Genomic DNA, 23,189 nt, shown 5'->3' with positions numbered 1-23,189 from the left:
CGCAGGGCCTACGTTCAGAACAATCTCTGAGCCACCCCGAGGAGTATGTATGTTTTCCAGCGCTGAGGAGCTGCTCGCCTACGTCAAGGACGAGGGGGTCGCGTTCATCGACGTCCGGTTCTGTGACCTGCCGGGCATCATGCAGCACTTCACCGTCCCGGTGTCGTCCTTCGGCCCGGAGGTCTTCGAGGACGGTCTGCAGTTCGACGGTTCGTCGATCCGTGGCTTCCAGCAGATCCACGAGTCGGACATGTCGCTGCTGCCCGACCCGACCACGGCGTACCTGGACCCGTTCCGCCGGGACAAGACGCTGATCGTCAACTTCTTCGTGCACGACCCGCTGACCGGTGAGGCCTACAGCCGCGACCCGCGCAACATCGCCCGCAAGGCGCAGGAGTACCTGAAGTCGACCGGCATCGCCGACACCGCCTTCTTCGCGCCCGAGGCCGAGTTCTACGTCTTCGACGACGTGCGGTTCGAGACCCGGCAGAACGAGAGCTACTACCACATCGACTCCGTGGCCGGCGCCTGGAACACCGGCCGGGTCGAAGAGGGTGGCAACCGCGGGTACAAGGTCCGTTACAAGGGTGGCTACTTCCCGGCGCCGCCGGTCGACCACTTCGCCGACCTGCGCAACGACATCACCAAGCACCTCGAGACCAGCGGGCTGATCGTCGAGCGGGCCCACCACGAGGTCGGCACCGCGGGCCAGGCGGAGATCAACTACCGCTTCAGTGAGCTGCTGAACGCCGCCGACGACGTGATGAAGTTCAAGTACATCGTCAAGAACACCGCCTGGGACGCCGGCAAGACCGCGACCTTCATGCCGAAGCCGATCTTCGGTGACAACGGCTCGGGCATGCACTGCCACCAGTCGCTGTGGAGCAACGGCGACCCGCTGTTCTACGACGAGTCCGGCTACGGCGGCCTGTCCGACGTCGCCCGCTGGTACATCGGCGGCCTGCTCAAGCACGCCCCGTCGCTGCTGGCCTTCACCAACCCGACGGTGAACTCCTACCACCGCCTGGTCCCGGGCTTCGAGGCGCCGGTCAACCTGGTCTACTCCCAGCGCAACCGCTCGGCCTGCATCCGGATCCCGATCACGGGTTCGAACCCGAAGGCGAAGCGGATCGAGTTCCGCTGCCCCGACCCGTCGGCCAACCCGTACCTGGCCTTCTCGGCCCAGCTGCTGGCCGGTATCGACGGTATCCGCAACAAGATCGAGCCCGCGGACCCGATCGACAAGGACCTGTACGAGCTGCCCCCGGAGGAGCACGCGTCGGTCAACCAGGTCCCGACCTCGCTGCCGGCCGTGATCAACTCCCTGGAGGCCGACCACGAGTTCCTGCTCGAGGGCGACGTCTTCACCGCGGACCTGATCGAGACCTGGATCGACTTCAAGCGCGAAAACGAAATCGCCCCGATCCAGCTCCGCCCCCACCCGCACGAGTTCGAGCTCTACTACGACGTCTGATCGGTACTACGAACCACCAGCGGCGGTCGGCCTTTTCGGGCCGGCCGCCGCTGTGTGTTGTCAGACGGTTTGCCGGCGGCGGACCATTTCGGTGATCCAGCTGGGGGCGAACGGCGAGGTGCAGCCGCGGGACGTCGGGTAGTCGGCCAGGACCTGGAGGCGCTCGCCGATGTCGATGGCGCGGGCGCGGTACTGCGGGTGTTCGATCCCGATGTGGCCCAAGGACTCGTTCATCGCCCACTGAAGCCGCCCGGGCGCATCCTTCATCTCGGCCTCGATGACGTCCAGCAGTTTCGCGAGATCCAGGCCCTCGGGTTGTTTGCGGACGCGGTCAGTGGTCAGCATCCAGCCGGCGGCGGCAACCATCGGGTCGGGGTCGTCGACCCACGTCAGGCGCAGGTCTTCCGCGTGGAGGTGTTTCTTCACCACGTAGTTGACCAGCCAGTCCAGCTCTTTCGGCGTCCTTGCCGCGCGCAGCATGGCGTCGAGCTCGACCGGTTCGAACGCCTTCGGCCGGCAGATCAGGATTGCCAGCAGTCTCGCCGCGCCGTCGCCGGTCGCCCAGAGTTGGCGAGCCAGCTCGTGCTGCGTCTTCAGGCGCTTCGCCACGGCGCGCAGTTCGCTCAGGTTCACCCCGTGGTCGTCCCCGTGCTGCTGATTCACCGCGCGGACCTTCGGGTCCTCGAGCGCAGCCAGCTCGACCATCACCTCGGCAACAGTCATGCTTCAGTCCTCCGCGGGCTCGCCGAGGTAGAAGGCCGTAGTGCGCTTCGCGGCCGCGGTCGCCGCTTCGTCCGGAGTACCAGCCTTGACCGACGCCTCGCCCCAGCGGTCGCTCACGGTGCGGATGAACTGCTGCGCCGCCGCTGTCTTGCCGAACTCCTCCGGATCCTCCGGGCGGTCCTCGCCGGTGATCAGGTGCATCGCGAGACCCAGTACGGCGAGGTCCCAGCCCACTCCGGTCGCACCAGGGCCGAACTGCGTCCAGAAGTCCGAGTCGGCGTCGCCGGTGTGCTCGTGCTCGAGGGTGAACCGTGCGCCGTCCCCGTCCGGCGTGAGCCGCACGGTCACCTGGCTGGAGTCGCTGCCGTACTCCCACGTCACGGTGTAGAACCGCGGCGGCTCGCACGCCAGCACCTCCCCGGAGGCGTTCCCCTCGACCTGGTAGCGGCCGCCCAGCCGGAAGTCACCGGTGACCGGCCCGAACCAGCGCTTGAGCCGATCCGCTTGCGTGCAGGCCTCCCAGAGGTCCTCGACACTGGTCGGGTACGCCTGGCTGATGGTCTGAACCGTGTGCTGCGTGCTCCCATCGCGCTTGACGGTGAGCCCACGATCGACCTCTCCCGGCTGCGAGGCGATGAGCTGGTCGGTCGACTCCGTCATGATTGCTCCTGTTCGTTGGTCGGTGCCGGCGGATTGCCGTCTCGTCGTGCCTTCTTGCCGCGGGCGATCTCGGTCGCGAGTGCGTCCAGGCGCGGCGCCCAGAACCGCCGGAACGGGTCCAGCCACTCGTCGACATCGCGCAGCGGCGCCGCGTTCAGCGAGTAGAGCCGGCGGGTGCCCTCGGCCCGCACCCCCGCGAATCCGGACTCCCGAAGCACCTTCAGATGCTGGGACACCGCGGGCTGGCTGATCCCGAACTCCTCGCCGACCGTCCGGACGACGTCGCCGGCCGGCAGCTCACCGTCGGCCAGCACCTCGAGGATGCGCCGGCGAACGGGGTCCCCGAGGACGTCGAAAGCGTGCACGACCTAAATATAAGCCCGATCCAATATAAGTCAACCCTGATGATTATCCGGCTCGGAGACTGGACTTCCTTCCGCGTGCGACGACTTCAAAGCCGTCGGTCGTCCGTTGCGGCGACCAACTCCTCCCACTGCGGGACCATGACCCCGCGGCTCGGTAGGTTTCCTGGGGCTTCGCGGGTGTGCGGGGTTTGAAAGTCACGGTACGGTGGAAATCACCGCATGTAGGGGACCCGCCACTCCCTGTTGCCGGAGGGGTGGGCCTCGCGCCGCCAAATGCAAGGAGCCCCGATGGTTGTCTACCTACCCCGTTCGGCGTGGGGTGCCCGGGCGCCGAGATCTGGTCCGGGTGGGCTGGTCGCCTCCAGGGTCAGCGGGGTCGCGATCCACTGGCCCGGGACGGGGTCCACCAGACCGATCCACAGCCAGTCCGCGGTCGCGTCCGCGTTGCGCGGCTGGCAGGCGTTCCACATGGACAGCCGAGGCTGGTCCGACATCGCATACCAGGTCGCCGTCGACCAGGCCGGCCGGGCCTGGGTGTTACGCGGCCTGCGGATGCAGTCCGGCGCCAACGGCAATCTCACCCTCAACCAGCAGTACGGCGCAATCCTGCTCGTGCTCGTCACCGGCGAGCAGCCGTCCAGCGCAATGAAGGCGACGGTCCGCGGAGTCGTCGCCGACTTCCGCCGGTCGTTCCCCCGCGGTACCAGGATCGTGGCGCACTCGGCGATCCGCCCCGGCGGCACCGACTGCCCAGGACCCGCAGCCCGCGCCGCGATCGCCCGCGGGGACTTCACCCCCAGAAGCTCATCGGAGACACCTATGACGCCTGCTCAAATGACGGAACTGAAGAACTTCATCGAGGCCCGCAACAAGGCGTACGCCCTGTGGGTCCACAAGGCGCTGACCCGGCAGATCGACGTCAGCAACCAGGCGTACACCCTGTGGCTGCACCGGCAACTGTCCCGCCAGATCGCGCTGGCCACCCAGTCCACACCGAACACGCCGGTCGACCCGGTCGACCCAGAGCCAGAGATCCCGACCGAAGAGCCGATCCCCTTCCCCGAACTCCCGCCCGAAGAGGAAACTCCCGCCAATCCGGAGGACGGTACGCCCGAGGAGCCCGGTACTCCGGAGGAGCCGGATGATCTGGAAGAGCCGCCGAACCCAGACCCCGATGCGGTGCCCTCCGCCCCGCAGGCCGAGCGGTAACCCGGCGGGCGGAGTACCGGGAGCGGTTCCGAAACTTCGGGGGACTTCGTCTAACTCTTGAATTAAGTGGGGAAGTTGGCTTTCCTGGGAGCGCGCTGGTCTGAATGCGCATTCCGCCCCACAAAAATTCAAGAGGAGAGTCAATGACTCCAGGAGGCGCCCCACTCCGCCCGCCGCCGCGAGCCCGCCGGTTCGCGGTGATCGCCGCTGCCCTGGTGACCGCCGTGGTCGCGACAGCTCTGACCGTGGCCGCATCGCCCGACGCGAGCGCCGCGATCTCGCCGACCGGCTGGAACACCGTGGTGAGCAAGAACAGCGGCAAATGCGTCGATGCGCGCGCCGCCGCGACAGCGAACGGTACGGCGGTCCAGCAGCAGGCGTGCAACAGCACCAACGCCCAGCAGTGGCAGTTCCAGCCGACCAGCAACGGCTACGTCCGGGTCAACGCTCTCAACAACGCGGCCCAGGCTCTCGACGTCACCAACGTCTCGACCGCCGACGGCGCACCGATCCAACTGTGGACCTACGGCAACGGCCTCAACCAGCAGTGGCTGCCGGTCGAGGAAGCCGACGGCGCCTACCACCTCGTCAACCGCCACAGCGGCAAGTGCCTCGACGTACCGGGCGCCTCGACCGCTGACGGACTCCAACTGCAGCAGTACACCTGCAACGGGACCGCTGCCCAATCGTTCAGGATCAACCCCGTGGACGGCACTCCCCCGACCGACCCGCCGACGGGTCAGCCCGACCTCGGCCCGAACGTGTCGATCTTCGACCCGTCGATGCCGCAGAGCACCATCCAGGCCAAGCTCGACTCGGTCTTCCGGCAGCAGGAGACCAACCAGTACGGCGAACAGCGGTACGCGCTGCTCTTCAAGCCGGGCACCTACAACGTCAGCGCCAACGTCGGCTTCTTCACCCAGGTCGCCGGGCTCGGGCTCACGCCGGGCAGCGTGAACATCAACGGCGCCGTGCACGTGGAGGCCGACTGGTTCCCGCCGCAGAACGCGACGCACAACTTCTGGCGCGGCGCCGAAGGGCTGACCGTCACTCCCCCGGGTGGGCTCGACCGCTGGGCGGTCAGCCAGGCATCGGCGTACCGGCGGATGCATTTGAAGGGCAATCTCGCGCTGGACGACGGCGGCTGGGCCAGCGGTGGCTTCATGGCGGACACGCTCGTCGACGGCCAGGTCCGCTCCGGCAGCCAGCAGCAATGGCTGTCCCGCAACACCAACTGGGGTAGCTGGACCGGCCAGAACTGGAACCATGTTTTCGTCGGAGCCCAGAACGCTCCCGCCGGCGGCTTCCCGGATCCGGGGTACACGAAGATCGCGCAGACCCCGATCATCCGGGAGAAGCCCTATCTGTACATCGATGCCGCAGGCAACTACAAGGTGTTCGTCCCGGCACTCAAGGCGAACTCGGCCGGCCCGGGCTGGACGAGGGGCAACCCGGCCGGTGAGTCGCTGCCGATCGACCAGTTCTACATCGCCAGGCCAGGCGTCACCGCGGCGACTCTCAACGCACAACTTGCCGCCGGCAAGAACCTGCTGTTCACGCCGGGCGTCTTCAAGCTCAGCGACACGCTGCGGATCACCCGCGCGAACACCGTCGTCCTCGGTCTCGGTCTGGCGACCCTGATGCCGACCAACGGGACCCAGTCCATCACCGTCTCCGATGTCGACGGCGTCAAGCTCGCGGGTCTGCTGATCGACGCGGCACCGACTAATTCGCCGCTGCTGATGGAGATCGGCCAGGCGGGCTCGTCGGCCAACCACTCGGCTAACCCGACCTCGCTGCACGACGTCTACTACCGGATCGGCGGCTCGGCCGTCGGCAAGGCGACCGAGACGTTGCGGATCAACAGCAACAACGTGATCCTCGACCACGTCTGGCTGTGGCGGGGTGACCACCGCGACGGGGTCGGCTGGAACGTGAACACGGCCGACACCGGCTTGGTTGTCAACGGCAACGACGTGACGGCGTACGGGCTGTTCGTCGAGCACTACCAGAAGTACCAGACGATCTGGAACGGCAACGGCGGGCGGACGTACTTCTACCAGAACGAGATGCCGTACGACCCGCCGAACCAGGCGGCCTGGATGAACGGCTCGACCCGCGGCTACGCGGCGTACAAGGTCGCGGACTCGGTCACCACCCATGAGGCGTGGGGGCTGGGCAGCTACTGCGTCTTCACCTCGGACGCGAGCATCGTGGCCGAGCGGGCGTTCGAAGTACCGGTCAAGCCTGGCGTGAAGTTCCACAACATGATCACCGTCTCCCTCGGCGGTCGCGGAACGATCAACCGGGTCATCAACAACACCGGCGGACCGTCCAACTCGGCCGGCAACGAAGCCACGGTCGTGAACTTCCCCTAAGGAACACCTTCAACGCCCTGCGGCCGCCAGGGTTCGCAGGGCGTTGAGGGTGACCATCTCGTTCGGACCGGTGCGCCCCCAGTTCACAACCTCCTGAGCGTTGGTCCCCCCAGCAGGACGCCACCACTGCAACCTGGTGTGCCAGAGACCGTCCGGCTGCCGCTGGCTCTCCAACTCGTCCAGTGCGTCGCCGGCTCGCTCGTCCTTGATCAGCCCGAGCCGCGACAACACCAGCAGGGCTTGCAGGATGTCGTAGTGCCAGTACGGCGGATAGCTCGGCTGCAGCCATCGCTTGTTGATCACCTCCCCCGTGCTGAGGCTCCGGAACACCCGGTGCTCCAGGAACAACTCCCCAGCCCGCACTGCGGCCTCGCGCGCCGCCTCGTCGCCAGTAGCCCGCCAGTACTCGTGCAAGCCCCACGCAGCCGCATGTGTCTCGTGGAATGAGGACCGGTGCGCAGCAGGATTCTTGTCGCAGTTCCAGCCGCCGTCAGGCCACTGCCACTCGATCAGGCCCTCCGCCAGCCGCTGTACCCGCGGGTCCTCGGCTAGCCCGAGCCTGGAGCAGGCAGCCAGCGCGTTGCCCTCGATTGACCCGCACCGTCGCGGCAGCCCTTCGATGATCTGCACCTTGTACTGCAGCGAGGCCATCCGGTCCGTCAGCACCTGATCCGCAGCAGCGACCGCTCGCGGCTCCCCCGCCGGTACTTCGAGCTCCACCAGCGACACGATCCGCCAGTGCGCGCCCTTGTACTTCTGGTACGTACGCCGCTCCGGCGGGGCCGCCAGCAACGCCTCCACCTTGGCGCCGCGCAGTACGTCCTCGCCGAACTCCTGGCCCAACAGGTCCCGGCGCACCATCCCACGAACTGCCGGCTCATCAGAAGCCAGCAGCCACTTCACAGCCTTGTCCATCTCCCCATTCTGACTCTCCCCGGGCTGTCGGAGCGCTGTGATTGGGTAGGCCGGTGGAAATCATGGAGTTGTCAGACCGGCTGGAGAAGCTGTCGGCGCGGTACGGGGAGCACGTGGGGTTCGAGCGGGACGGCGACTGGTTCCTGTTGAAGCTCCAGGAGGAGATCGGTGAGCTGACGCAGGCGTACCTGCAGGTGACCGGTCGGTCACGCGCCAAGGGCAAGTCGCCCGAGGAGCTCCGTGACGCCTTTCAGTTGGAGTTCGCGGACGCCTTCTGCCAACTCCTGCTGCTCGCCCGCCACTTCGACATCGACGTACCGCGGGAGATCGAACGGAAGTGGCTGTCCCACGAGTGAGGCTCACGCCTGTTTGGGGCGGATGGCGAAGAGGATCATCAAGACGATCGACGGGATGACGACGATCCAGGTGCTGCTCAGCCCGAGGAGCACGGGGGCCAGGCAGATCAGGAGAAGGTCAAAACCGCGCATCGGGGTGGAGAACAGGCCTGGCGGGATGGCTCCCATCGGTGAGGCGACCAGCGGGCCGCTGTACGACGGTGGCCGGGCTGACGCTTGACGGACGGCGCCCGTGAGCATCCCGGCCGCAACGGCGAACGCCACCGACGGACTCCCGAGTGCCGGCTCAGCCAGCGTGGCCCACAGAACAGCAAACCCGCCCGGTACTACGGACATGATCACGCGCAACTCGCGGAGTTCGAACCCAAGCGCCCGCACCAACCCACCAGACCGGCAAACCGAGCGCAGCCCGTCCATCAACGGCCGCACCGCCCCGAACCCGGCCAACCCGGCAGCGATGGGCACCAGTACGTCGTACCCGGTGCCGGCGACGGCGTACGGGACAACCAGGAGCGCAAAGGCAATCACCAGCCGACGCGGCCAGCGCTGCACGCGGACGAACTCCCGGTGGATCAGCGCCACCGCGTTGGAGCCTCGTCCCCGCCGCGACTTCAAACGACCCTTCATCCGCCAGTGGCGTCCGGCAACAACGTCGGCGAGCAGACTGACGTCCAAGGTGATAGCTGCACCGGCCAGCCCCTGAAGCAGATCACCACCAGCCACCACCGTCTGCCGACTGAGCTTGCTGAGTGTGCGGCCGGTGAACACGGCCAGGACAACGGCAAGCAGCAGGCCTACGAGGCCGACGGCCAGCAGGCGCACCTGCTCAGCAGACAGGCCCGCCTGCTGAGCAGGGAGCGCCTGTAGGCCGAGTGTGGTCTCCGTAGTTCCGCCGCCTCTTCCGAGCGCCAGGAGCAGAGCCGGTACGGCGGCGAGGATCAAGAGACCATCTGCGATCCGTAGAGCCCAGCGGGAGCGGGTGGCTGTTTGTTGTGCCCAGACTGTGGCGCAAGCCGTGACGACCAGCAGGACCGTCGTCAGGACGGCCGCCTCGCCCACCGTCGACCAGGCGGCGCCGAAGAGCGCCCAGCCCACCACCGCCGCCAGTGCTCCCACCACTGCCGCTACAACGACCACCAGCCGGTACGACGGTCGCAGTAGCGACGCACGGTCAACCGGTGTCGCCAGTAACCAGAACGCGGTAGCACGGGAAGCTGACACGGGTCCGATGCTCAACAGGGCCCGCAGCATGGTCGAGACGAGTAGCGGCACCAGGATGTACGGCACCGTGTCGAGCAGCCAGGAACACGACCCCGAGGTACAGGCTGCTGATTTCTCGTTGAGGTCCAGCAGCACGCTGGAGCCGGTGGCACCGACCATGGCCACGGCGAAGAGGATCAGGTAGACATCCTCGAACTGCTGCCAGAACGTGCGGTCCGCCTTGCCCCGGCCGACCTTGCGCATCCAGCGGCGCAACGATCGCGACGAGGGGATCGCGCCGAAGTCAGCCGGATCGAAGACGACCGGGCCGTCCGCAGTACTCATGGCAGCGGGGTCAGGGTGACGGTCTCGTCCGCGACGGCCTCCACCAGCGCCGCGTCGTGACTGGCGAACAGGATCGACGTACCGGTCTTCTTCTCCTCGACCAGCTTGGTGGTCAGCCAGGCGACGCCCTCGGCGTCGAGGCGGGCCTCGGGCTCGTCGAGTACCAGCAACTTCCGCGGCCGGACCAGAGCCGTCGCCAGCGCGAGGCGGCGCCGCTGGCCCGACGACAACGACCCGGGCAGCTGGTCCGCCGCACTCAGCAGGCCGACGTCGTCGAGCACCGTGTCGACCAGGTCCTCGGGCTCGGCGTTGCCGTGGGCGCGGGCCAGCAGGTCGAGGTGCTCGGCGGCGGTCAGGTCGGGGAAGAAGTCGAGGTCGTCGAGCAGCGAGGCGACATCCCGGCGTACCGACTCGGCGCGTTCGTCGATCGGCGCGCCGTCCAGCAGGATCTCACCGGCGGCCGGCTCGGTGGAGCCGACGATGCACTTGAGCACCGTCGTTTTGCCCGACCCGTTGGGGCCGACCAGGGCGATCGCCCGGCCGGCCCCCAGCGTGAACGTGAGATCCTCGATCACCGGGCGATCGGCGTACAGGTGCCGAAGGCCGATCACAGACAGACGCGGTACCGCCAGCCGTGGTTCGGCCTTCGTCACCGCTTCCGGACCAGGGTGAGTCCGTCGCCGATGCCGAGGATGACCACGTCGACCCGCTCGTCCGCGGCGATGTGCGCGTTGAACTCCTTGCGGTCGACCGGGTCGTCCCCGTGCTCGCCGACCACCCGGCCGCCGGCCAGCGTGTTGTCGAACAGCAGCAGGCCGTTCGGGCGGATCTTCGGGACGAGCTGCTCGAAGTAGTCGATGTAGCCCGGCTTCTCGGCGTCCACGAAGGCCAGGTCGAACTCGCCCTCGAGCTTGGCCACCGATTCGTGCGCGTCGCCGATCCGCAGCTCGATCTTGTCCGCGACACCGGCCCGCTCCCAGTACCGGCGGCCGATCGAGGTCCACTCGTCACTGACGTCGAGGCAGAACAGTTCGCCGTCGGCCGGCAGTCCGCGGGAGATCGCCAGCGCCGAGAACCCGGTGAAGGTGCCGATCTCGACCGCGCGACGGGCCGACACCAGCCGGGTCAGCGTGGTCAGCAGCGCCGCCTGGTCCGCGGTGGTCAGCATCACCGACACGCCACCGAGCGCGCGGGTCTCCTCGACCAGGTCGCTCGCGACCTCGTCCAGCGGCATGCCGTGCGCGATCATGTAGTCGTGCAGCTCGTCGGTGACCAGAACCTGATTGCCCATCGAAACCCGCCATCCTGAATGTCGTCGTTGTCTCGCCTGTAGTCTCTACGGGTTGTCCAAGAGCACGACACCCACCCCTCCGAGGAGACCTCCGTATGCGCATCGCCGTCGCCGGATCGATCGCGACCGACATCCTGATGACCTTCCCCGGACGCTTCAAGGACCAGTTCCTCGAAGAGCAGATGCACAAGGTGTCGCTGTCGTTCCTGGTCGACGAACTGGTCGTGCACCGCGGCGGGGTCGCCGCCAACATCTGCTACGGGATGGCCCAGCTCGGCCGGCCGTCGCTGCTGGTCGGCTCGGTCGGGTCGGACTTCGCGGAGTACGGCGCCGCGCTGGCCGCCGCCGGCGTCGACATCTCGCACGTCCGCATCTGCGAGAACGTGCACACCGCCCGCTTCACCTGTACGACGGACCTCGACGCCAACCAGATCGCCTCCTTCTACACCGGCGCGATGGCGGAGGCGCGCGAGATCGACCTCGGCGCGATCCACGCCGCCACCGGCGGGATCGACCTGGTGCTGATCGGCGCGGACGACCCGGACGGGATGCTGCGGCACACCAAGCTGGCCAAGGCGAACGGCATCGCGATCGCCGCCGATCCGTCGCAGCAGCTGGCCCGGATGGACGGCGAGCCGATCCGCGAACTGATCGACGGCGCGACGTACCTGTTCAGCAACGAGTACGAGTCCGGTCTGATGGTCCAGAAGACCGGCTGGAGCCACGACGAGATCCTGTCCCGGGTAGGAGTACGGGTCACCACCCACGGCGGCGACGGCGTGGTGATCGAGAACGCCGACGGAATCCTGGCAAAGGTCCCGGCCGTACCCACCCCCGGCCTGGTCGACCCCACCGGCGGCGGCGACGCCTTCCGCGCGGGCTACCTCACCGGCCGGGTAGCCGGCCTCGACCACGAAGCCTCCGCCCAAATCGGCTGCACGCTGGCCACCACCGTCCTCGAAACGGTAGGCACCCAGGAATACACCCTCGACCGCCCCACCTTCCTCACCCGCCTCGCCTCGGCGTACGGCGAAGAAGCAGCCACCAAAGCAGCCTCCACCCTCAACCTGGGCTGAATCTGCTGGTGAACGAGCTTGCCGTCCGGCGGTACACAGCCGCCGACGAAGCTGCGGTTCTCCAACTCATCAACGCCGACCGCCTGCCGGGGCAGCCGACGGTCACTCCCGAGATGCTGGCCGAAGCGCTGGCGGGCCGCTCCACCGTGGACAGCAACTGGTGGAAGGAACTCGACCCACCGATCACCGAGGTCGCGCAGACCACAGGCGGCGAGGTGATCGGTGTGGTGTCCTCCGCGACTCGTCCCACCGACGACGCCGGCGTGATTCTGTGGCTGCATTGCGCCGAGGACCCCAGCATCGCCCGCGCGTTGATCCAGCACGCGATCAGCCGGCTCGGCGACCGGACGATTCACGCCTTCGACTTCGCCACAGCCTTGTCGCTCGGTCTGGAGGGTCTACCGAGACGGCACCGGGCAGCGACCCACGCCGCGCTGACCGCGGCAGGCTTCACCGGTGAAGATCTCTGGCGCTACCTGCGCGCTCCGCTCCCGCTCGATGGCCTCCCCCCTGCCGGGAACGTGCAGGCCGGTCCGGCTGACGACGGCATCGGTACCCACCTCGAGATCCGGCAGGGAGGCAAGGTGCTGGCCGAGGCCACCGTCGGTCCCCCGTTCCAGGCGACTGCAGTGCTCCGGTGGATCAGCGTCGATCCGGCGGCCCGCGGCCGCGGACTCGGGCGACAGCTACTCGGCACGGCCCTCGACTTGATGAGTCGGCAGGGCGCGGAGCAGGTGATCCTGTACGTCGACGACGACGCCCCCGCAGACGATCCGGAGCGCGACCGTACCGCGGCCAACGCGATGTACGACCGGGCCGGCTTCACCGAGGTCGATCGCCTGTGGTCCTATCGCCGAAGCGCCGACTGACCGCCATCCGTGCTTGCAGCGCTTGGCGAACTACGGTGAGGTGCAGGTCCAGTTGATTTGAGGAGATCGCATGACGGATGTGGTTGCGGCGGCGGCCGGTGAGATTGTCATCGGGGGCGACCTGACGGTTCGGCGGCTTGGGTACGGGACTATGCAGTTGCCTGGGCCTGGGGTTTGGGGTGAGTCGAAGGATCCGGACGAGGCGGTTCGGGTTTTGCGGCGGGTGGTGGAGTTGGGGGTCAACTTCATTGATACGGCTGATGCGTACGGGCCGTTTACTGCGGATTTGTTGCTGAAGAAGGCGTTGCATCCGTACGCCGATGATCTGGTGATCGCCACCAAGGCGGGCTTTACCCGGAGTGGGCCGGGGAAGTGGGCTCCGGTGGGGCGGCCGGAGTATTTGCGGCAGGCTGTTGAGTTGAGTCTTCGGCATCTGGGGCTGGAGCGGATCGATTTGCTGCAGTTGCACCGGATTGATCCGAAGGTTCCGCTGGCCGATCAGGTCGGTGAGCTGGCGAAGATGCAGGCGGAGGGGAAGATCCGGCACATCGGCTTGTCCCAGGTCAGCGTCGAGGAGATCGAGGAAGCGACCAAGACAGCTCCGATCGTGTCGGTGCAGAACCTCTACAACCTCAGTCAGCGCAATGACGAGCCGGTGCTGGAGTACGCCGAGCAGAACAATCTCGCGTTCATCCCGTGGTTCCCGCTGGCCACCGGTGACCTCGCGAAACCCGGCGGGCCGCTCGACTCGATCGCCAAGGAGCACGGATCCAGCCCGTCACAGCTTGCACTCGCCTGGCTGCTCAAGCGCTCCCCCGTGATGCTGCCGATCCCCGGCACCTCCTCGGTCGCGCACCTCGAGGACAACGTGGCAGCCGCGAAGGTCGAGCTCACCGACGACGAGTTCAACCGTCTCACCGCAGCGGTCAGCTGACTCCGACGGCTGGCGCCAGCGGTCCGCTAAAAGGCCAGCCAGCCAGCGCCCCGACCAGGCGGCTCAGGACTCCGGTTGAGGATGCCCGGCCCAGAGGCCGCGGACGTGGCCGATGTGGCGGAGCATGAGTTGTTCGGCGCCGGCGGCGTCGCGGGCGGCCACCAGGTCGACCAGCTCGTGGTGTTCGGCGGCCGACTGGACCAGGCGGCCGCTCTTCACCAGCGGAGTCAGGCCGAGCAGCCTGGTCTGTGACCGCAGGTCGGACACCACGTCCACCAGCCGAGGGTTGCCGCTGTACGCGAGCAGCGTGACGTGAAAAACCCGATCTGCCTCGATGTAGTCGACCAGGTTGCCCGCCTCGGCCGCGACCACGATGTCCTCAGCCAGCTCCCGCAACCGGGGGATGTCCCCGGCCGGGATCAGCGGTACGACGTCGCGCACGGTCGGCGGCTCGATCAGCAGCCGCAGTTTGGTGACGTTGTCGAGGTCCTCGTCCGACATCTCGGTCACCCGGAAGCCCTTGTTGGGCAGCGAGATGACCAGGCCCTCCTTGACCAGGTCGAGCATCGCCTCGCGCACCGGCGTGGCCGACACCCCGAACTTCGCCCCGAGCATCGGCGCGGAGTACACGGTGCCGGGCTCCATCTCACCGGAGATGACGGCGGCTCGCAGGGCGTGCGCGACGCTGTCCCGCAGGTTCTCCCGCTTGAGCCTGCGAACGCTCGGCAGCGGCTGGACCGAATCCGCGCTCATCCCTTGCTCACCCGCACAGTCCCCCGCTCGTGGTCGACACGGCCATATTGTCGGCCATGACGTGCCCGGGAGCGAATCTCCCGGGCTCCGGCGAGCCGGTCAGACTCCGCCACCGACGGATCGGACCATGTCGGTCAGGTGAGCGAAGACCCGGTCGGACAGCCGCAGTCCATCGTGCTCGAACTCGTTCGTCACCCACGGCCGCACATTCCCGACCCGCCCGGCAGTGTCGAGCTGCAGACCCGAGTCGACGTACATGTCGTCGAAGTACACCGCGGCAACCACCGGTACGTCGTTCGCCGCCAGCCGGTGCAGGTCGTACAGCTCGCTCCACTCGGTGCGAGCCGCCAGCAACTCCGCGCCGGCCCGGAACGGACGCAGTACGCGGATCTCCTCGAACATCCAGGGGTAGATCATCTCGCCGGTGAACAGCAGCGGCCTGGCCGACTCCGCGAACTGCGGGTGAGCCGCCCGCTCCCGCTCGGCCGCCCAGCCGGTCGCACCCGGCCCCGACCCATAGCAAGCCTCCTGCAACGCGGCGAACAGCGGACCATCGGCGTACGAGCTGAGCGCCATCACCTGGCTCAGGAACGTGTCGGACAGCTCGTCACCGGCAAACGCCTCGTCGATCAGCCAGTGGATCCGCTCGTAACCGGGCTTCATCCCGAAGTCGATCCCGAGCGACTGGAGCCGCCGTACCGTCAGCAGGTCGCCGTCCGGCAGCCGTACGTCGCCGGCCGCGAGCCGGTCCGCGATCGCCGCCACCCGCTCGACGTTGTGCGGGTACCGGGCATAGAACTCCCGGTTCTTGGCCTCCACCCGCGGATAGGTCCGCCGGTACACCTCGGCGGCGTTCGGCGTCACCGAGGGAAGCCCGCCGGTCACATAGCAGGCCGTCAGCGCCTCAGGAGCCCGTGACAGGTAGGCCAGCGTGATGAAGCCGCCATAGCTCTGCCCCAGCGTCGACCACTTCGCGCCGCCGAACACGGTACTGCGAAGGTGCTCGGCGTCGGCCACGATGGAGTCGGCCCGGAAGCACGCCAGGTAGTCAGCCGCCTCCTCGGCCGACGCGAAGGACTCCATCCGCCGCCCAGTGACCGGCGTACTGCGACCCGTTCCGCGCTGGTCGAGCAGCACCACTCGGTACGACTTCAACGCCTGGCCGATCCACCCCGACGGGTCGAGCGGCCGTGGCGACTTGCCACCCGGTCCACCCTGCAGGAACAGCAGGCAGGGCAACTCCTCGTGCTGCCGCATGGGGTCCACCAGTTCGCGGGCGAAGACCGTGATCCGCCGTGGATCGCTGTCGTCCCACCAGTTCAGCGGGACCTCCACCGAGTGCTCACGGACGTGCATGCCTGGAATCGTGTAGCTGGTCATCTGCTCCGCATCCGTTCCTGTTCGCGCAACCGCCGCTTGCGGTCCCATTCCGGGTTGATCCGCGGAACCGCCGCCAGCAGCGTCTTGGTGTACTCGTCCTGGGGCCGGTCGAAGACCTCGTCCCGCGACCCCAGCTCCACGATTCTGCCCTTGTTCATCACCGCGACCCGCTGCGCGATCTGCCGGACGACGGCCAGATCGTGCGCGATGAAGATGTAGCTGAACCCGCTCTCCCGTTGCAGCCGGACCAGCAGCTCCAGGATCTGCGCCTGGATCGAGACGTCCAGCGCCGACACCGCCTCGTCGCAGATCACCAGCTTCGGGCCGACCGCGAGCGCCCGGGCGATACCGATCCGCTGCGCCTGGCCGCCGGAGAACTGGGACGGGTACCGCGAGGAGTGGTCCGGGTTCAGCCCGACCCGCTCCATCAGCTCCTTGGTGAAAGCCCGCCCGCCACCCTTCGGCGCGATGCCCTGGTAGGCCAGCGGCGCCGTGACGATCCGCTCCACCGTGTACCGCGGGTTCAGCGACGAGAACGGATCCTGAAACACCACCTGGACGTCGTTGCGGAACCGCGCCAACTGCTTCCCGGTCGAACGGGTGATGTCCTCATTCTCGAACTCCAGCGTCCCACTGGTCGGATCCAGCAACCGGGCCGCGATCCGGGCGGTGGTCGACTTCCCGCTGCCCGACTCCCCCACGATCGCCAGCGTCTCCCCCAACTCGACGTCGAAGCTGACCCGGTCCACTGCCGTGAACGGCACCTTGGGCGCCAGCAACCCGCCTTGGCCCCGAGTGACGAACTGCTTGGTCACATCCTTGACCCGCAACAGACTCACGCCGGCACCTCCCCGGCGGCGGCCTCGACGGCCGGTACCAGATCGTCGATCCGCGGTACTGCGTCCAGCAGCGCGCGGGTGTACTCGTGCTGCGGATCGGAGAAGATCTGCTCGGCCGTGCCGTACTCCACCGCGTTGCCCTCACACATCACCAGCACCCGCCGCGCGATCGAACTGATCACCGCCAGGTCGTGCGTGATGAAGATCAGGCCGGTACCGGTCTCGCGCTGCAACTCGGCCAGCAGCTCGAGGATCTGCGCCTGGACGGTCACGTCGAGTGCCGTGGTCGGTTCGTCCGCGATCAGCAGCGCGGGCGAACAGCACAACGCCATCGCGATCATGATGCGCTGCCGCTGACCACCGGAGAACTGATGCGGGTAGTGGTCGATCCGGCGGCCCGGGTCGGGGATGTGGACCCGCCCCAGCGCCTCGATCGCGACCCGGCGAGCCTCGCGCCGCGAGCCGCCGCGATGCGCCCGATAGCCTTCCTCGATCTGTAGTCCGACGGTGTAGTAGGGATTCAGCGCCGACAGCGGATCCTGGAAGACCATCGAGATCTCGTTGCCGCGGATGCTGCGCAGCTCCGCCTCGGACCGGCCCACCAACTCCTGACCGTCCAGCCGGATGCTCCCCGTAGTACGGGCTCCTGGGGGCAGCAGGCCGAGGACGGCCAGTGAGGTCATCGACTTGCCGGAGCCGGATTCGCCGACGATGCCGACGGTGTCGTCCCGGTCGACGGTGAACGAGACGTTCTTCACCACGTCGACCGGACCACGGCTGGTGGGCAGCGTGACGGTGAGATCCTCCACCACGAACAGTGCGTCGCTCATGCTGTCGTGATCCTCACTCTCGGATCGAGGGCGGTGTAGACGAGGTCCACCACAACGTTGCCGACGACAACGAAGAAGGCGGCCAGCAGGGTGACCGCCATGATCACCGGCTGGTCGTTCTTCGCGATCGAGTCGGCGGCCAGCTTGCCGATTCCGTTCAGGCCGAAGACCGTCTCGGTGATCAGCGCGCCGCCGAGCAGCCCGGCGAAGTCCATCCCGAAGATCGTGGTGATCGGCGTCAGCGCCGGCCGGAGCGCGTGCCTGCGCAGGATCAGCGAGCGATGCAGTCCTTTCGCCCGAGCGGTCCGGACGAAGTTCTCGGCCAGCGTGTCGATCACGTTGGCCCGGGTCAGCCGGGCGTACAGGCAGGCGTAGCCGATCGCCAGTACGGTCCACGGCATCAGGTAGGACTCGAACCACAGCGCCGGGTTGTCACCGAACGCCGGTGCCGACGGGAACGGCAGGACCTGAAGTTTGACGACCAGGACGTACTGCAGAACGAGCGCGAGCACGTAGTTCGGAACGCTGACCCCGGTCAGGGCCAGGGCCATCGCGCTCCGATCCCACCAGGTGCCCTGCTTGACCGCGCTGATCAGGCCGCCGACCACTCCGGCGAGCAGCCACAGGACGGCCGCACCGACCGCCACCGTGATGCTCACCGGGAGCCGCGAGGTGATCATCGACCAGACGGGCTCGTTGGTCTGGAAGCTGTACCCGAGACAAGGAGCCGAGCAGTGCGCCGTACCGTAGTTGCGGCCGGCAAAGATCCCCTGCAGGAACTCCCAGAACTGGGTCAGCAGCGGCTGGTTGAGACCCAGCACGGTACGGATCGAGTCGATCCGGTCCGGCGTACAGGTCTTGCCGCAGATCATCACCGCGGGGTCCGGCGAGAGCTTGAAGAAAATCAGATAGGTGAACAGGCACACCGCGAGCAGGATCAGCAGGACGCCGCCCAACCGGCCGATCACGTACCGCGTCATCAGACCGCCTCCCCGGCGTCGATCAGCGAGCGGATCTTGTCGCCGAGCACCGTCAGCGACAGCACCGTGAGGAACAGGAACGCACCGGGGATGGCGAAGAACATCGGATCCACCGAATACCAGCTCACCGAGCTCGCGATCATCTGGCCCCAGGACGCGGTCGGCGGCGTCACGCCGACGCCGAGGAACGACAGGCCGGCCTCCGTCCCGATGTAGCCCGGTACGGCGAGCGTCGACATCACGATGATCGAGCCGCGCAGGTTCGGCAGGATCTCCCGGAACACCAGCGCCAGGTTCTTCGCCCCGGACGCGCGGGCCGCCTCGACGAACTCCCGGTTGGCCAGCGTCATCGTCTGACCGCGGATCACCCGGGCCAGGTACGGCCAGCCGAACGCGCTGATCACCACGACCAGCAGGACCGGACGGTTGCCGGCCGGCAGCGAGGACAGGATCGCGATCATGAAGATCAGCGCCGGGAACGCCATCAGGAAGTCCATCAGCCGCGAGATCAGCTGGTCGACCCAGCCGCGGTAGAAGCCGGCCAGCATGCCGAGGACGACACCGAGGACGCCGGTCAGCACGGTGGCCGAGATCGCGATCGTGATCGAGACCCGGGCGCCGTACACGATCCGGGCGAACAGGTCCCGCCCGTTCTGCGGCTCGACGCCGAACCAGTGCTCGCCGCTGACCCCGCCGAGTGCTCCGTGCGGCACCCCGCCCAGTGCGGAGTCGATCGCGCTGGAGTCGAACTCGTACGGTCCCCAGCCACTGAGCCTGGTGATCAGCGGCGCGAACGCGGCCATCAGCACCACGACCAGCAGGAACGCCAGACACAGCAGCGCTGCCTTGTCGCGGGCGAGTCGGGCCAGGATCGGCCGGGCCTGGGGGCCACCGGTGGTGGTGGCCCCCAGCTCCTCGACCTCGAGCAGGGTCGGGCTCGTCGACATCGGCTACTTCCCGGCGTCCGTCAGACCGACCGAGACCAGGTCGATGCCACCGGAGAACCCGTCGTGCAGATAGGCGCCGGCGATGTTGCTACCGACAACGATCAGCACCTTCTCGTACAGCAGCGGGACCATCGGGGCGAGCTTCATGATCTGCTGGTCCAGCTCGCCGTACGCCGCGTTGGCGGCGTTGACGTCCTTCATCGCCGCGATCTCGTCGATCTTCGCGTTCACCGCCGGGTCGTTCAGCTGGGACAGGTTCCCGTTGCCCTTGGCGGTGATGTTGCGGCCGTCGAACAGCGGTGGCAGGAAGGTCGCACCGGACGGCCAGTCCGGGCACCAGCCGGTGATCGCCGCGTCGTGCTGCTGCGACGGCGTACCGATCACCTCGTAGTACGTGGAGGTGTCGATGATGTTGATCTTGACGGTGATCTTCAACGGCGCCAGGGCCTGCTGGATCGCCACCGCCATCGCCTGCATCTTCGGCTGGGCGCGGGTGTCGAGGGTGAAGCTGAACCCGTCGGCCAGACCCGCCTCCGCGAGCAGCTTGCGCGCGGCCTCCAGGTCACCCTTGCCGTCCGGACTCGGGTACGGGTCGTAGTCCACCCGGCCGACCACGGTCGGCGGCTGGATGCTGGTGGCCAGATCGGCCAGGGTCGAACCGCCGACCGCGTCCCGCACGGTCTGCTTGTTCACGGCGAAGTTGATCGCCTGCCGGACCTTCAGGTCGTTCAGCGGCTTCTTGGTGGTGTTCAGCCCCATGTACGTCGTACAGCCACCGAGGCCGGTCAGCGTCCGTTGCTTCAGCTGGGGCGTCTGCACCCGGGCCACCGAGGCGGCCTGGATGGTGCCCGCGATGGCGTTGGCGTCGGTGCCCTGGCCGGCGATCATCCGCTCGTCGATCGTGGCCGCGTCCAGCCCGAAGGTCCACTGGAACCCGTCCGGCTTCGCCGCGCGGACCGAGTCGGTCTTGACGTCCCACTTGTCGTTGCGGACCAGCTTCAGCGCCGCACCCGGCTTGTACTCCGCCACCTTGTACGGACCGGACGCGATCGGCTTGCTGTCCAGCGACGTACCGGCGCCGGCGCCCTTCGGGACCGGGACGAAGGTGTTCTGCGCGACAACACTGCCGAAGTCGGCGTACGGCTTCTTCAGGCGGAAGACGACGGTCTTCGCGTCCGGCGTCTCGATGGTCGGCAGCTCGCCCGACTTGTACGGACCCTGGTAGCTCGCGGGCGCGGCGATGATCTGCTTCGCGTACGGCGAACCGATGCCGATCTCCGGATCCCAGGCCCGCGAGACGCCGAACTTCACGTCCGCGCTGGTGATCGGGGCGCCGGTCTCGAAGGCCACGCCGTCCTTCAGCGTGAACGTCCAGGTCTTGCCACCGTCACTCGGCTTGCCGGTGTCCGTCGCGAGATCGGGCACGATCTTCGTCCCCTCCGCGCCGGGCGCGGCACCCTGCGTGGTCAGCGTGCGGTAGATCAGCCGGTAGAAGTTGTTCACCCCGCCGTCGAAACCGCGCACCGGGTCGAGGTGCGAGAAGCCGGCGTTGGCGAGGACCTGGACGGTCCCGCCGGTGGCGGCCGGCCCGCCGGGGCCGGCGGAGTTCTTGGCCGCGCCGGTCGCGTTCCCCGAGCAGGCGGTCAGTGCGAGTGAGCCGGACAGCAGGAGTCCTGCCAGCATCGTCGATCTTTTCATCGGCACTTCTCCCAGTTCGCGGGCTCGACGAGCCCCGGGTGGTTGGTGAGTCAGGCCTGGCGCAACCAGACGCGCATCGCCTGCGCCTTGCGGTTGCCCCAGAGGAAGTACGGAACGAACGTGGCCGTCACTTCGCTGTCCGGGCTGCTGACGGCGGGCGGTTCCCGTAGTACGGGGTAGAGGTCGTTGGGTGGCGTCGGGGCGACACCCGCTGTGACCGCGAGCGCGACGGCGTTCGGCGCGATCGGGCTCTTGGTGGTCCGAGCAGCGGTGACGGAGGCGGGGTCGAGGAGCAGGTCGTCGACCGGCGCATCGGAGTCTTGTTGCTCCAGGCAATAGACAAGAGGGCCGCGGGCAACGGCGATCGCGCCGCGGGTCGCGTCGAGGTACGGGTGCGAGCCGTGGGCGCGGGCCGGCATCCGTAGTACGAGCTGGATCTCGTCGCCGGCTTGGAAGACTTGGCTCACGGTCAGCCAGCCGTCTTCGGTCTGGTGGTCGGCGGACGTGCCGTTGATCGAGAGCTCGGTCTCGTCGGCCCAGTTGGGGATGCGCAGGGCGAGGGTCTGCTCGTTCTCCGGCGCGCGCTCCACGGTGACCCGGATCTCGCCGTCCCACGGGTAGCTGGTTCGCATCCGGACGGCGAACGCGCCGGTGTCGACGCGCGCATCGGCGTACAGGCCGAGGTAGAGCGTGTCGCCTCGCTGTGCTGCCAGGTAGTCCTGGAGTTGCGCCATCCAGCGGACGACGTTCGGCGGGCAGCAGGGGCAGCCGAACCAGGATCGCCGCAGCGGTTCGCCGCCGTCCTCCGCGCCACTGCGCTGCTCGTGATCGGGGCGGCGTTGCAGCGGGTTGTCGTAGAAGAACGCGGCGCCGTCGAGCGAAAGCCCAACAGCATAAGCGTTGTAGAGGACCGTCTCGAAGACATCCAGGTACTTCGCGGCGCCGGTGGCGAGGAACATCCGCCATCCCCACTGCATGGTCGCGATCGCGGCGCAGGTCTCGCTGTAGGAGCGCTCGGACGGCAGCTCGTACCGGTCGCCGATCGCCTCGTCGGAGTGCCGGCTGCCGAGGCCGCCGGTGAGGTAGAGCTTGGTCGCGACCATGTCGTCCCAGAGCCGCTCCAACGCGGTCAGCAGCGTCTTGTCGCCCGTCTCCAGGTGGACATCCGTCGCGCCGGCGGCGAGATAGGCCATCCGTACTGCGTGGCCGATGACCGACGGGAGTTCGCGGAAGGGCGCGTTCTCCTGGAAGTACTCGGCCGGCATCAGGGCGTACTTAAGATTGCCGTGACCACGCCGGTCGACGAAGAGCTGGGCCTGCGTGAGGTAGTCGCGGTTGCCGGTTTCGCGGTACAGCTCGACCAGGGCCATCTCGACCTCGGGGTGACCGCAAACCGCCTCGGCCCCGTCGGCGCCGAACTTCTGGACCACCAGGTCGGCGAACCGGCAGGCGATGGTGAGCAGTCTGGCGTCGTCCAGCTGGCGGTTCGCCGCGACGGCTGCCTGGATCAGGTGGCCGAGGTTGTACAACTCGTGGCCCCAGGCAAGATCTTCCCACGACTTCTTGGCCTGGTCGGGGTCCTGGAAGTACGAGTTGAGGTAGCCGTCGTCGGCCTGAGCCTGCTCGAGAAGCTCAACGGCCTCCTCGAAGAAGGCCCGCGCGTCGGCCGGCTCGCCGTCGCCGCCGAGCTCGTAGGCGAGGCCCTCGAGCGTCTTGTAGATGTCCGTGTCGAGGAACGGGTAGCGGCCGCGGTACGGCTCGGCGGAGGGCTCGAGCAGGCGGCGCAGGTTGTCCAGGTTGCCTGCGTTCCGGAGCTCGGTGATCGCGTGCGGGATGGTCGCGGTCCGGTTCCGGCGCTGCCAGTCGGCCAGCAGGCCGCCGGTCAGCTGCACCGCGTCAGTGGCGAGCGGCTCGACCGCGCCCGTGCTCGTCCGGACCGCCCCAGCTCGTTTCATCGGATTCCTCCA

At 67.8% G+C, this 23,189-nt stretch carries 22 protein-coding genes; 7 read left to right on the top strand and 15 right to left on the bottom strand.

Going from position 1 to position 23,189, the window contains the following annotated elements; translation table 11 throughout:
- Positions 1 to 49 precede the first annotated feature (49 nt).
- Positions 50 to 1,474 carry a type I glutamate--ammonia ligase gene (gene glnA, locus ACQPYM_RS16410; protein ID WP_433021500.1) on the top strand — a complete coding sequence of 475 codons (1,425 nt, stop codon included), beginning with the start codon at positions 50 to 52 and terminating at the stop codon, positions 1,472 to 1,474.
- A gap of 60 nt (positions 1,475 to 1,534) precedes the next feature.
- Here the strand turns inward: glnA and ACQPYM_RS16405 are convergent, their stop codons facing one another.
- Genes ACQPYM_RS16405 through ACQPYM_RS16395 form a run of 3 tightly spaced genes read right to left on the bottom strand, consistent with a single transcriptional unit; the run spans position 1,535 to position 3,222 of the window.
- Positions 1,535 to 2,197, bottom strand: coding sequence for a DNA alkylation repair protein (locus ACQPYM_RS16405; protein WP_433021498.1), 663 nt, complete (start codon positions 2,195 to 2,197; stop codon positions 1,535 to 1,537).
- A gap of 3 nt (positions 2,198 to 2,200) precedes the next feature.
- Positions 2,201 to 2,857 carry an SRPBCC family protein gene (locus tag ACQPYM_RS16400; RefSeq protein WP_433021496.1) on the bottom strand — a complete coding sequence of 219 codons (657 nt, stop codon included), beginning with the start codon at positions 2,855 to 2,857 and terminating at the stop codon, positions 2,201 to 2,203.
- Positions 2,854 to 3,222: an ArsR/SmtB family transcription factor gene (locus tag ACQPYM_RS16395; RefSeq protein WP_433021494.1), complete on the bottom strand. Its 369-nt coding sequence runs from the start codon at positions 3,220 to 3,222 to the stop codon at positions 2,854 to 2,856. The genes ACQPYM_RS16400 and ACQPYM_RS16395 overlap by 4 nt, the downstream gene beginning before the upstream one ends.
- Positions 3,223 to 3,510: 288 nt before the next feature.
- Here ACQPYM_RS16395 and ACQPYM_RS16390 point away from each other — a divergent pair, with 288 nt between their 5' ends.
- A complete protein-coding gene (locus tag ACQPYM_RS16390) occupies positions 3,511 to 4,431 on the top strand; it encodes a peptidoglycan recognition protein family protein (RefSeq protein ID WP_433021492.1) in 921 nt (306 codons plus the stop codon).
- Between the two features lie 143 nt (positions 4,432 to 4,574).
- The gene (locus tag ACQPYM_RS16385; RefSeq protein WP_433021490.1) at positions 4,575 to 6,809 is read left to right on the top strand and encodes an RICIN domain-containing protein; all 2,235 of its coding nucleotides are present in this window, start codon (positions 4,575 to 4,577) and stop codon (positions 6,807 to 6,809) included.
- 9 nt (positions 6,810 to 6,818) lie between these two features.
- On the opposite strand, the gene ACQPYM_RS16380 is transcribed toward ACQPYM_RS16385, so the two are convergent.
- The gene (locus ACQPYM_RS16380; RefSeq protein ID WP_433021488.1) at positions 6,819 to 7,724 is read right to left on the bottom strand and encodes a hypothetical protein; all 906 of its coding nucleotides are present in this window, start codon (positions 7,722 to 7,724) and stop codon (positions 6,819 to 6,821) included.
- 62 nt (positions 7,725 to 7,786) lie between these two features.
- On the opposite strand from ACQPYM_RS16380, the gene ACQPYM_RS16375 reads away from it, so the two are divergent.
- Positions 7,787 to 8,080 (top strand): pyrophosphatase, encoded by a 294-nt coding sequence (locus tag ACQPYM_RS16375; RefSeq protein WP_433021486.1) that lies wholly within the window; start codon positions 7,787 to 7,789, stop codon positions 8,078 to 8,080.
- A gap of 3 nt (positions 8,081 to 8,083) precedes the next feature.
- On the opposite strand, the gene ACQPYM_RS16370 is transcribed toward ACQPYM_RS16375, so the two are convergent.
- Genes ACQPYM_RS16370 through ACQPYM_RS16360 form a run of 3 tightly spaced genes read right to left on the bottom strand, consistent with a single transcriptional unit; the run spans position 8,084 to position 10,916 of the window.
- The gene (locus ACQPYM_RS16370) at positions 8,084 to 9,625 is read right to left on the bottom strand and encodes a DUF6297 family protein (protein WP_433021484.1); all 1,542 of its coding nucleotides are present in this window, start codon (positions 9,623 to 9,625) and stop codon (positions 8,084 to 8,086) included.
- Entirely contained in the window at positions 9,622 to 10,257 is a 636-nt protein-coding gene (locus tag ACQPYM_RS16365) for an ABC transporter ATP-binding protein (protein WP_433023299.1), read from the bottom strand. Before ACQPYM_RS16365 ends, ACQPYM_RS16370 begins: the two co-directional genes overlap by 4 nt.
- A gap of 17 nt (positions 10,258 to 10,274) precedes the next feature.
- Positions 10,275 to 10,916, bottom strand: a complete 642-nt coding sequence (locus tag ACQPYM_RS16360) for an O-methyltransferase (RefSeq protein WP_433021482.1) — start codon at positions 10,914 to 10,916, stop codon at positions 10,275 to 10,277.
- Positions 10,917 to 11,011: 95 nt separating this feature from the next.
- Here ACQPYM_RS16360 and ACQPYM_RS16355 point away from each other — a divergent pair, with 95 nt between their 5' ends.
- The 3 genes from ACQPYM_RS16355 to ACQPYM_RS16345 all read left to right on the top strand — a co-directional run bounded on the left by ACQPYM_RS16355 (position 11,012) and on the right by ACQPYM_RS16345 (position 13,795).
- Entirely contained in the window at positions 11,012 to 11,992 is a 981-nt protein-coding gene (locus ACQPYM_RS16355; protein ID WP_433021480.1) for a carbohydrate kinase family protein, read from the top strand.
- 8 nt (positions 11,993 to 12,000) lie between these two features.
- Complete coding sequence (locus ACQPYM_RS16350) at positions 12,001 to 12,861, top strand: GNAT family N-acetyltransferase (RefSeq protein ID WP_433021478.1); 861 nt, start codon at positions 12,001 to 12,003, stop codon at positions 12,859 to 12,861.
- Between the two features lie 70 nt (positions 12,862 to 12,931).
- Positions 12,932 to 13,795, top strand: coding sequence for an aldo/keto reductase (locus ACQPYM_RS16345; protein ID WP_433021476.1), 864 nt, complete (start codon positions 12,932 to 12,934; stop codon positions 13,793 to 13,795).
- Positions 13,796 to 13,858: 63 nt separating this feature from the next.
- Here ACQPYM_RS16345 and ACQPYM_RS16340 read toward each other — a convergent pair whose 3' ends face one another.
- The 8 genes from ACQPYM_RS16340 to ACQPYM_RS16305 form a co-directional block, all read right to left on the bottom strand.
- A complete protein-coding gene (locus ACQPYM_RS16340; protein WP_433021474.1) occupies positions 13,859 to 14,548 on the bottom strand; it encodes a GntR family transcriptional regulator in 690 nt (229 codons plus the stop codon).
- Positions 14,549 to 14,647: 99 nt separating this feature from the next.
- Positions 14,648 to 15,928, bottom strand: coding sequence for an alpha/beta fold hydrolase (locus ACQPYM_RS16335; RefSeq protein ID WP_433021472.1), 1,281 nt, complete (start codon positions 15,926 to 15,928; stop codon positions 14,648 to 14,650).
- A complete protein-coding gene (locus ACQPYM_RS16330; protein ID WP_433021470.1) occupies positions 15,925 to 16,767 on the bottom strand; it encodes an ATP-binding cassette domain-containing protein in 843 nt (280 codons plus the stop codon). The genes ACQPYM_RS16335 and ACQPYM_RS16330 overlap by 4 nt, the downstream gene beginning before the upstream one ends.
- Positions 16,764 to 17,597, bottom strand: coding sequence for an ABC transporter ATP-binding protein (locus ACQPYM_RS16325; protein ID WP_433021468.1), 834 nt, complete (start codon positions 17,595 to 17,597; stop codon positions 16,764 to 16,766). Before ACQPYM_RS16325 ends, ACQPYM_RS16330 begins: the two co-directional genes overlap by 4 nt.
- Complete coding sequence (locus ACQPYM_RS16320; protein ID WP_360287725.1) at positions 17,594 to 18,577, bottom strand: ABC transporter permease; 984 nt, start codon at positions 18,575 to 18,577, stop codon at positions 17,594 to 17,596. The genes ACQPYM_RS16325 and ACQPYM_RS16320 overlap by 4 nt, the downstream gene beginning before the upstream one ends.
- The gene (locus ACQPYM_RS16315) at positions 18,577 to 19,524 is read right to left on the bottom strand and encodes an ABC transporter permease (protein WP_433021466.1); all 948 of its coding nucleotides are present in this window, start codon (positions 19,522 to 19,524) and stop codon (positions 18,577 to 18,579) included. The genes ACQPYM_RS16320 and ACQPYM_RS16315 overlap by 1 nt, the downstream gene beginning before the upstream one ends.
- Before the next feature lie 3 nt (positions 19,525 to 19,527).
- Complete coding sequence (locus tag ACQPYM_RS16310) at positions 19,528 to 21,222, bottom strand: ABC transporter substrate-binding protein (RefSeq protein ID WP_433021464.1); 1,695 nt, start codon at positions 21,220 to 21,222, stop codon at positions 19,528 to 19,530.
- A gap of 50 nt (positions 21,223 to 21,272) precedes the next feature.
- The gene (locus ACQPYM_RS16305; protein ID WP_433021462.1) at positions 21,273 to 23,177 is read right to left on the bottom strand and encodes a glycoside hydrolase family 127 protein; all 1,905 of its coding nucleotides are present in this window, start codon (positions 23,175 to 23,177) and stop codon (positions 21,273 to 21,275) included.
- Between the last annotated feature and the right edge of the window lie 12 nt (positions 23,178 to 23,189).

This window comes from Kribbella sp. CA-294648 (genome assembly GCF_050943845.1).
Classification (GTDB): Bacteria; Actinomycetota; Actinomycetes; order Propionibacteriales; family Kribbellaceae; genus Kribbella.
The sequence above is the reverse complement of the archived record's forward strand: the minus strand, read 5'-3'. Positions and strand labels throughout refer to the sequence as shown.

Excerpts from the sequence above, each read along its gene's own strand:
- glnA (WP_433021500.1), top strand. The coding sequence starts at position 50 with ATGTTTTCCAGCGCTGAGGAGCTGCTCGCCTACGTCAAGGACGAGGGG.
- ACQPYM_RS16405 (WP_433021498.1), bottom strand. The coding sequence starts at position 2,197 with ATGACTGTTGCCGAGGTGATGGTCGAGCTGGCTGCGCTCGAGGACCCG.
- ACQPYM_RS16400 (WP_433021496.1), bottom strand. The coding sequence starts at position 2,857 with ATGACGGAGTCGACCGACCAGCTCATCGCCTCGCAGCCGGGAGAGGTC.
- ACQPYM_RS16390 (WP_433021492.1), top strand. The coding sequence starts at position 3,511 with ATGGTTGTCTACCTACCCCGTTCGGCGTGGGGTGCCCGGGCGCCGAGA.
- ACQPYM_RS16385 (WP_433021490.1), top strand. The coding sequence starts at position 4,575 with ATGACTCCAGGAGGCGCCCCACTCCGCCCGCCGCCGCGAGCCCGCCGG.
- ACQPYM_RS16380 (WP_433021488.1), bottom strand. The coding sequence starts at position 7,724 with ATGGACAAGGCTGTGAAGTGGCTGCTGGCTTCTGATGAGCCGGCAGTT.
- ACQPYM_RS16375 (WP_433021486.1), top strand. The coding sequence starts at position 7,787 with ATGGAGTTGTCAGACCGGCTGGAGAAGCTGTCGGCGCGGTACGGGGAG.
- ACQPYM_RS16370 (WP_433021484.1), bottom strand. The coding sequence starts at position 9,625 with ATGAGTACTGCGGACGGCCCGGTCGTCTTCGATCCGGCTGACTTCGGC.
- ACQPYM_RS16360 (WP_433021482.1), bottom strand. The coding sequence starts at position 10,916 with ATGGGCAATCAGGTTCTGGTCACCGACGAGCTGCACGACTACATGATC.
- ACQPYM_RS16355 (WP_433021480.1), top strand. The coding sequence starts at position 11,012 with ATGCGCATCGCCGTCGCCGGATCGATCGCGACCGACATCCTGATGACC.
- ACQPYM_RS16345 (WP_433021476.1), top strand. The coding sequence starts at position 12,932 with ATGACGGATGTGGTTGCGGCGGCGGCCGGTGAGATTGTCATCGGGGGC.
- ACQPYM_RS16340 (WP_433021474.1), bottom strand. The coding sequence starts at position 14,548 with ATGAGCGCGGATTCGGTCCAGCCGCTGCCGAGCGTTCGCAGGCTCAAG.
- ACQPYM_RS16335 (WP_433021472.1), bottom strand. The coding sequence starts at position 15,928 with ATGACCAGCTACACGATTCCAGGCATGCACGTCCGTGAGCACTCGGTG.
- ACQPYM_RS16325 (WP_433021468.1), bottom strand. The coding sequence starts at position 17,597 with ATGAGCGACGCACTGTTCGTGGTGGAGGATCTCACCGTCACGCTGCCC.
- ACQPYM_RS16320 (WP_360287725.1), bottom strand. The coding sequence starts at position 18,577 with ATGACGCGGTACGTGATCGGCCGGTTGGGCGGCGTCCTGCTGATCCTG.
- ACQPYM_RS16315 (WP_433021466.1), bottom strand. The coding sequence starts at position 19,524 with ATGTCGACGAGCCCGACCCTGCTCGAGGTCGAGGAGCTGGGGGCCACC.
- ACQPYM_RS16310 (WP_433021464.1), bottom strand. The coding sequence starts at position 21,222 with ATGAAAAGATCGACGATGCTGGCAGGACTCCTGCTGTCCGGCTCACTC.
- ACQPYM_RS16305 (WP_433021462.1), bottom strand. The coding sequence starts at position 23,177 with ATGAAACGAGCTGGGGCGGTCCGGACGAGCACGGGCGCGGTCGAGCCG.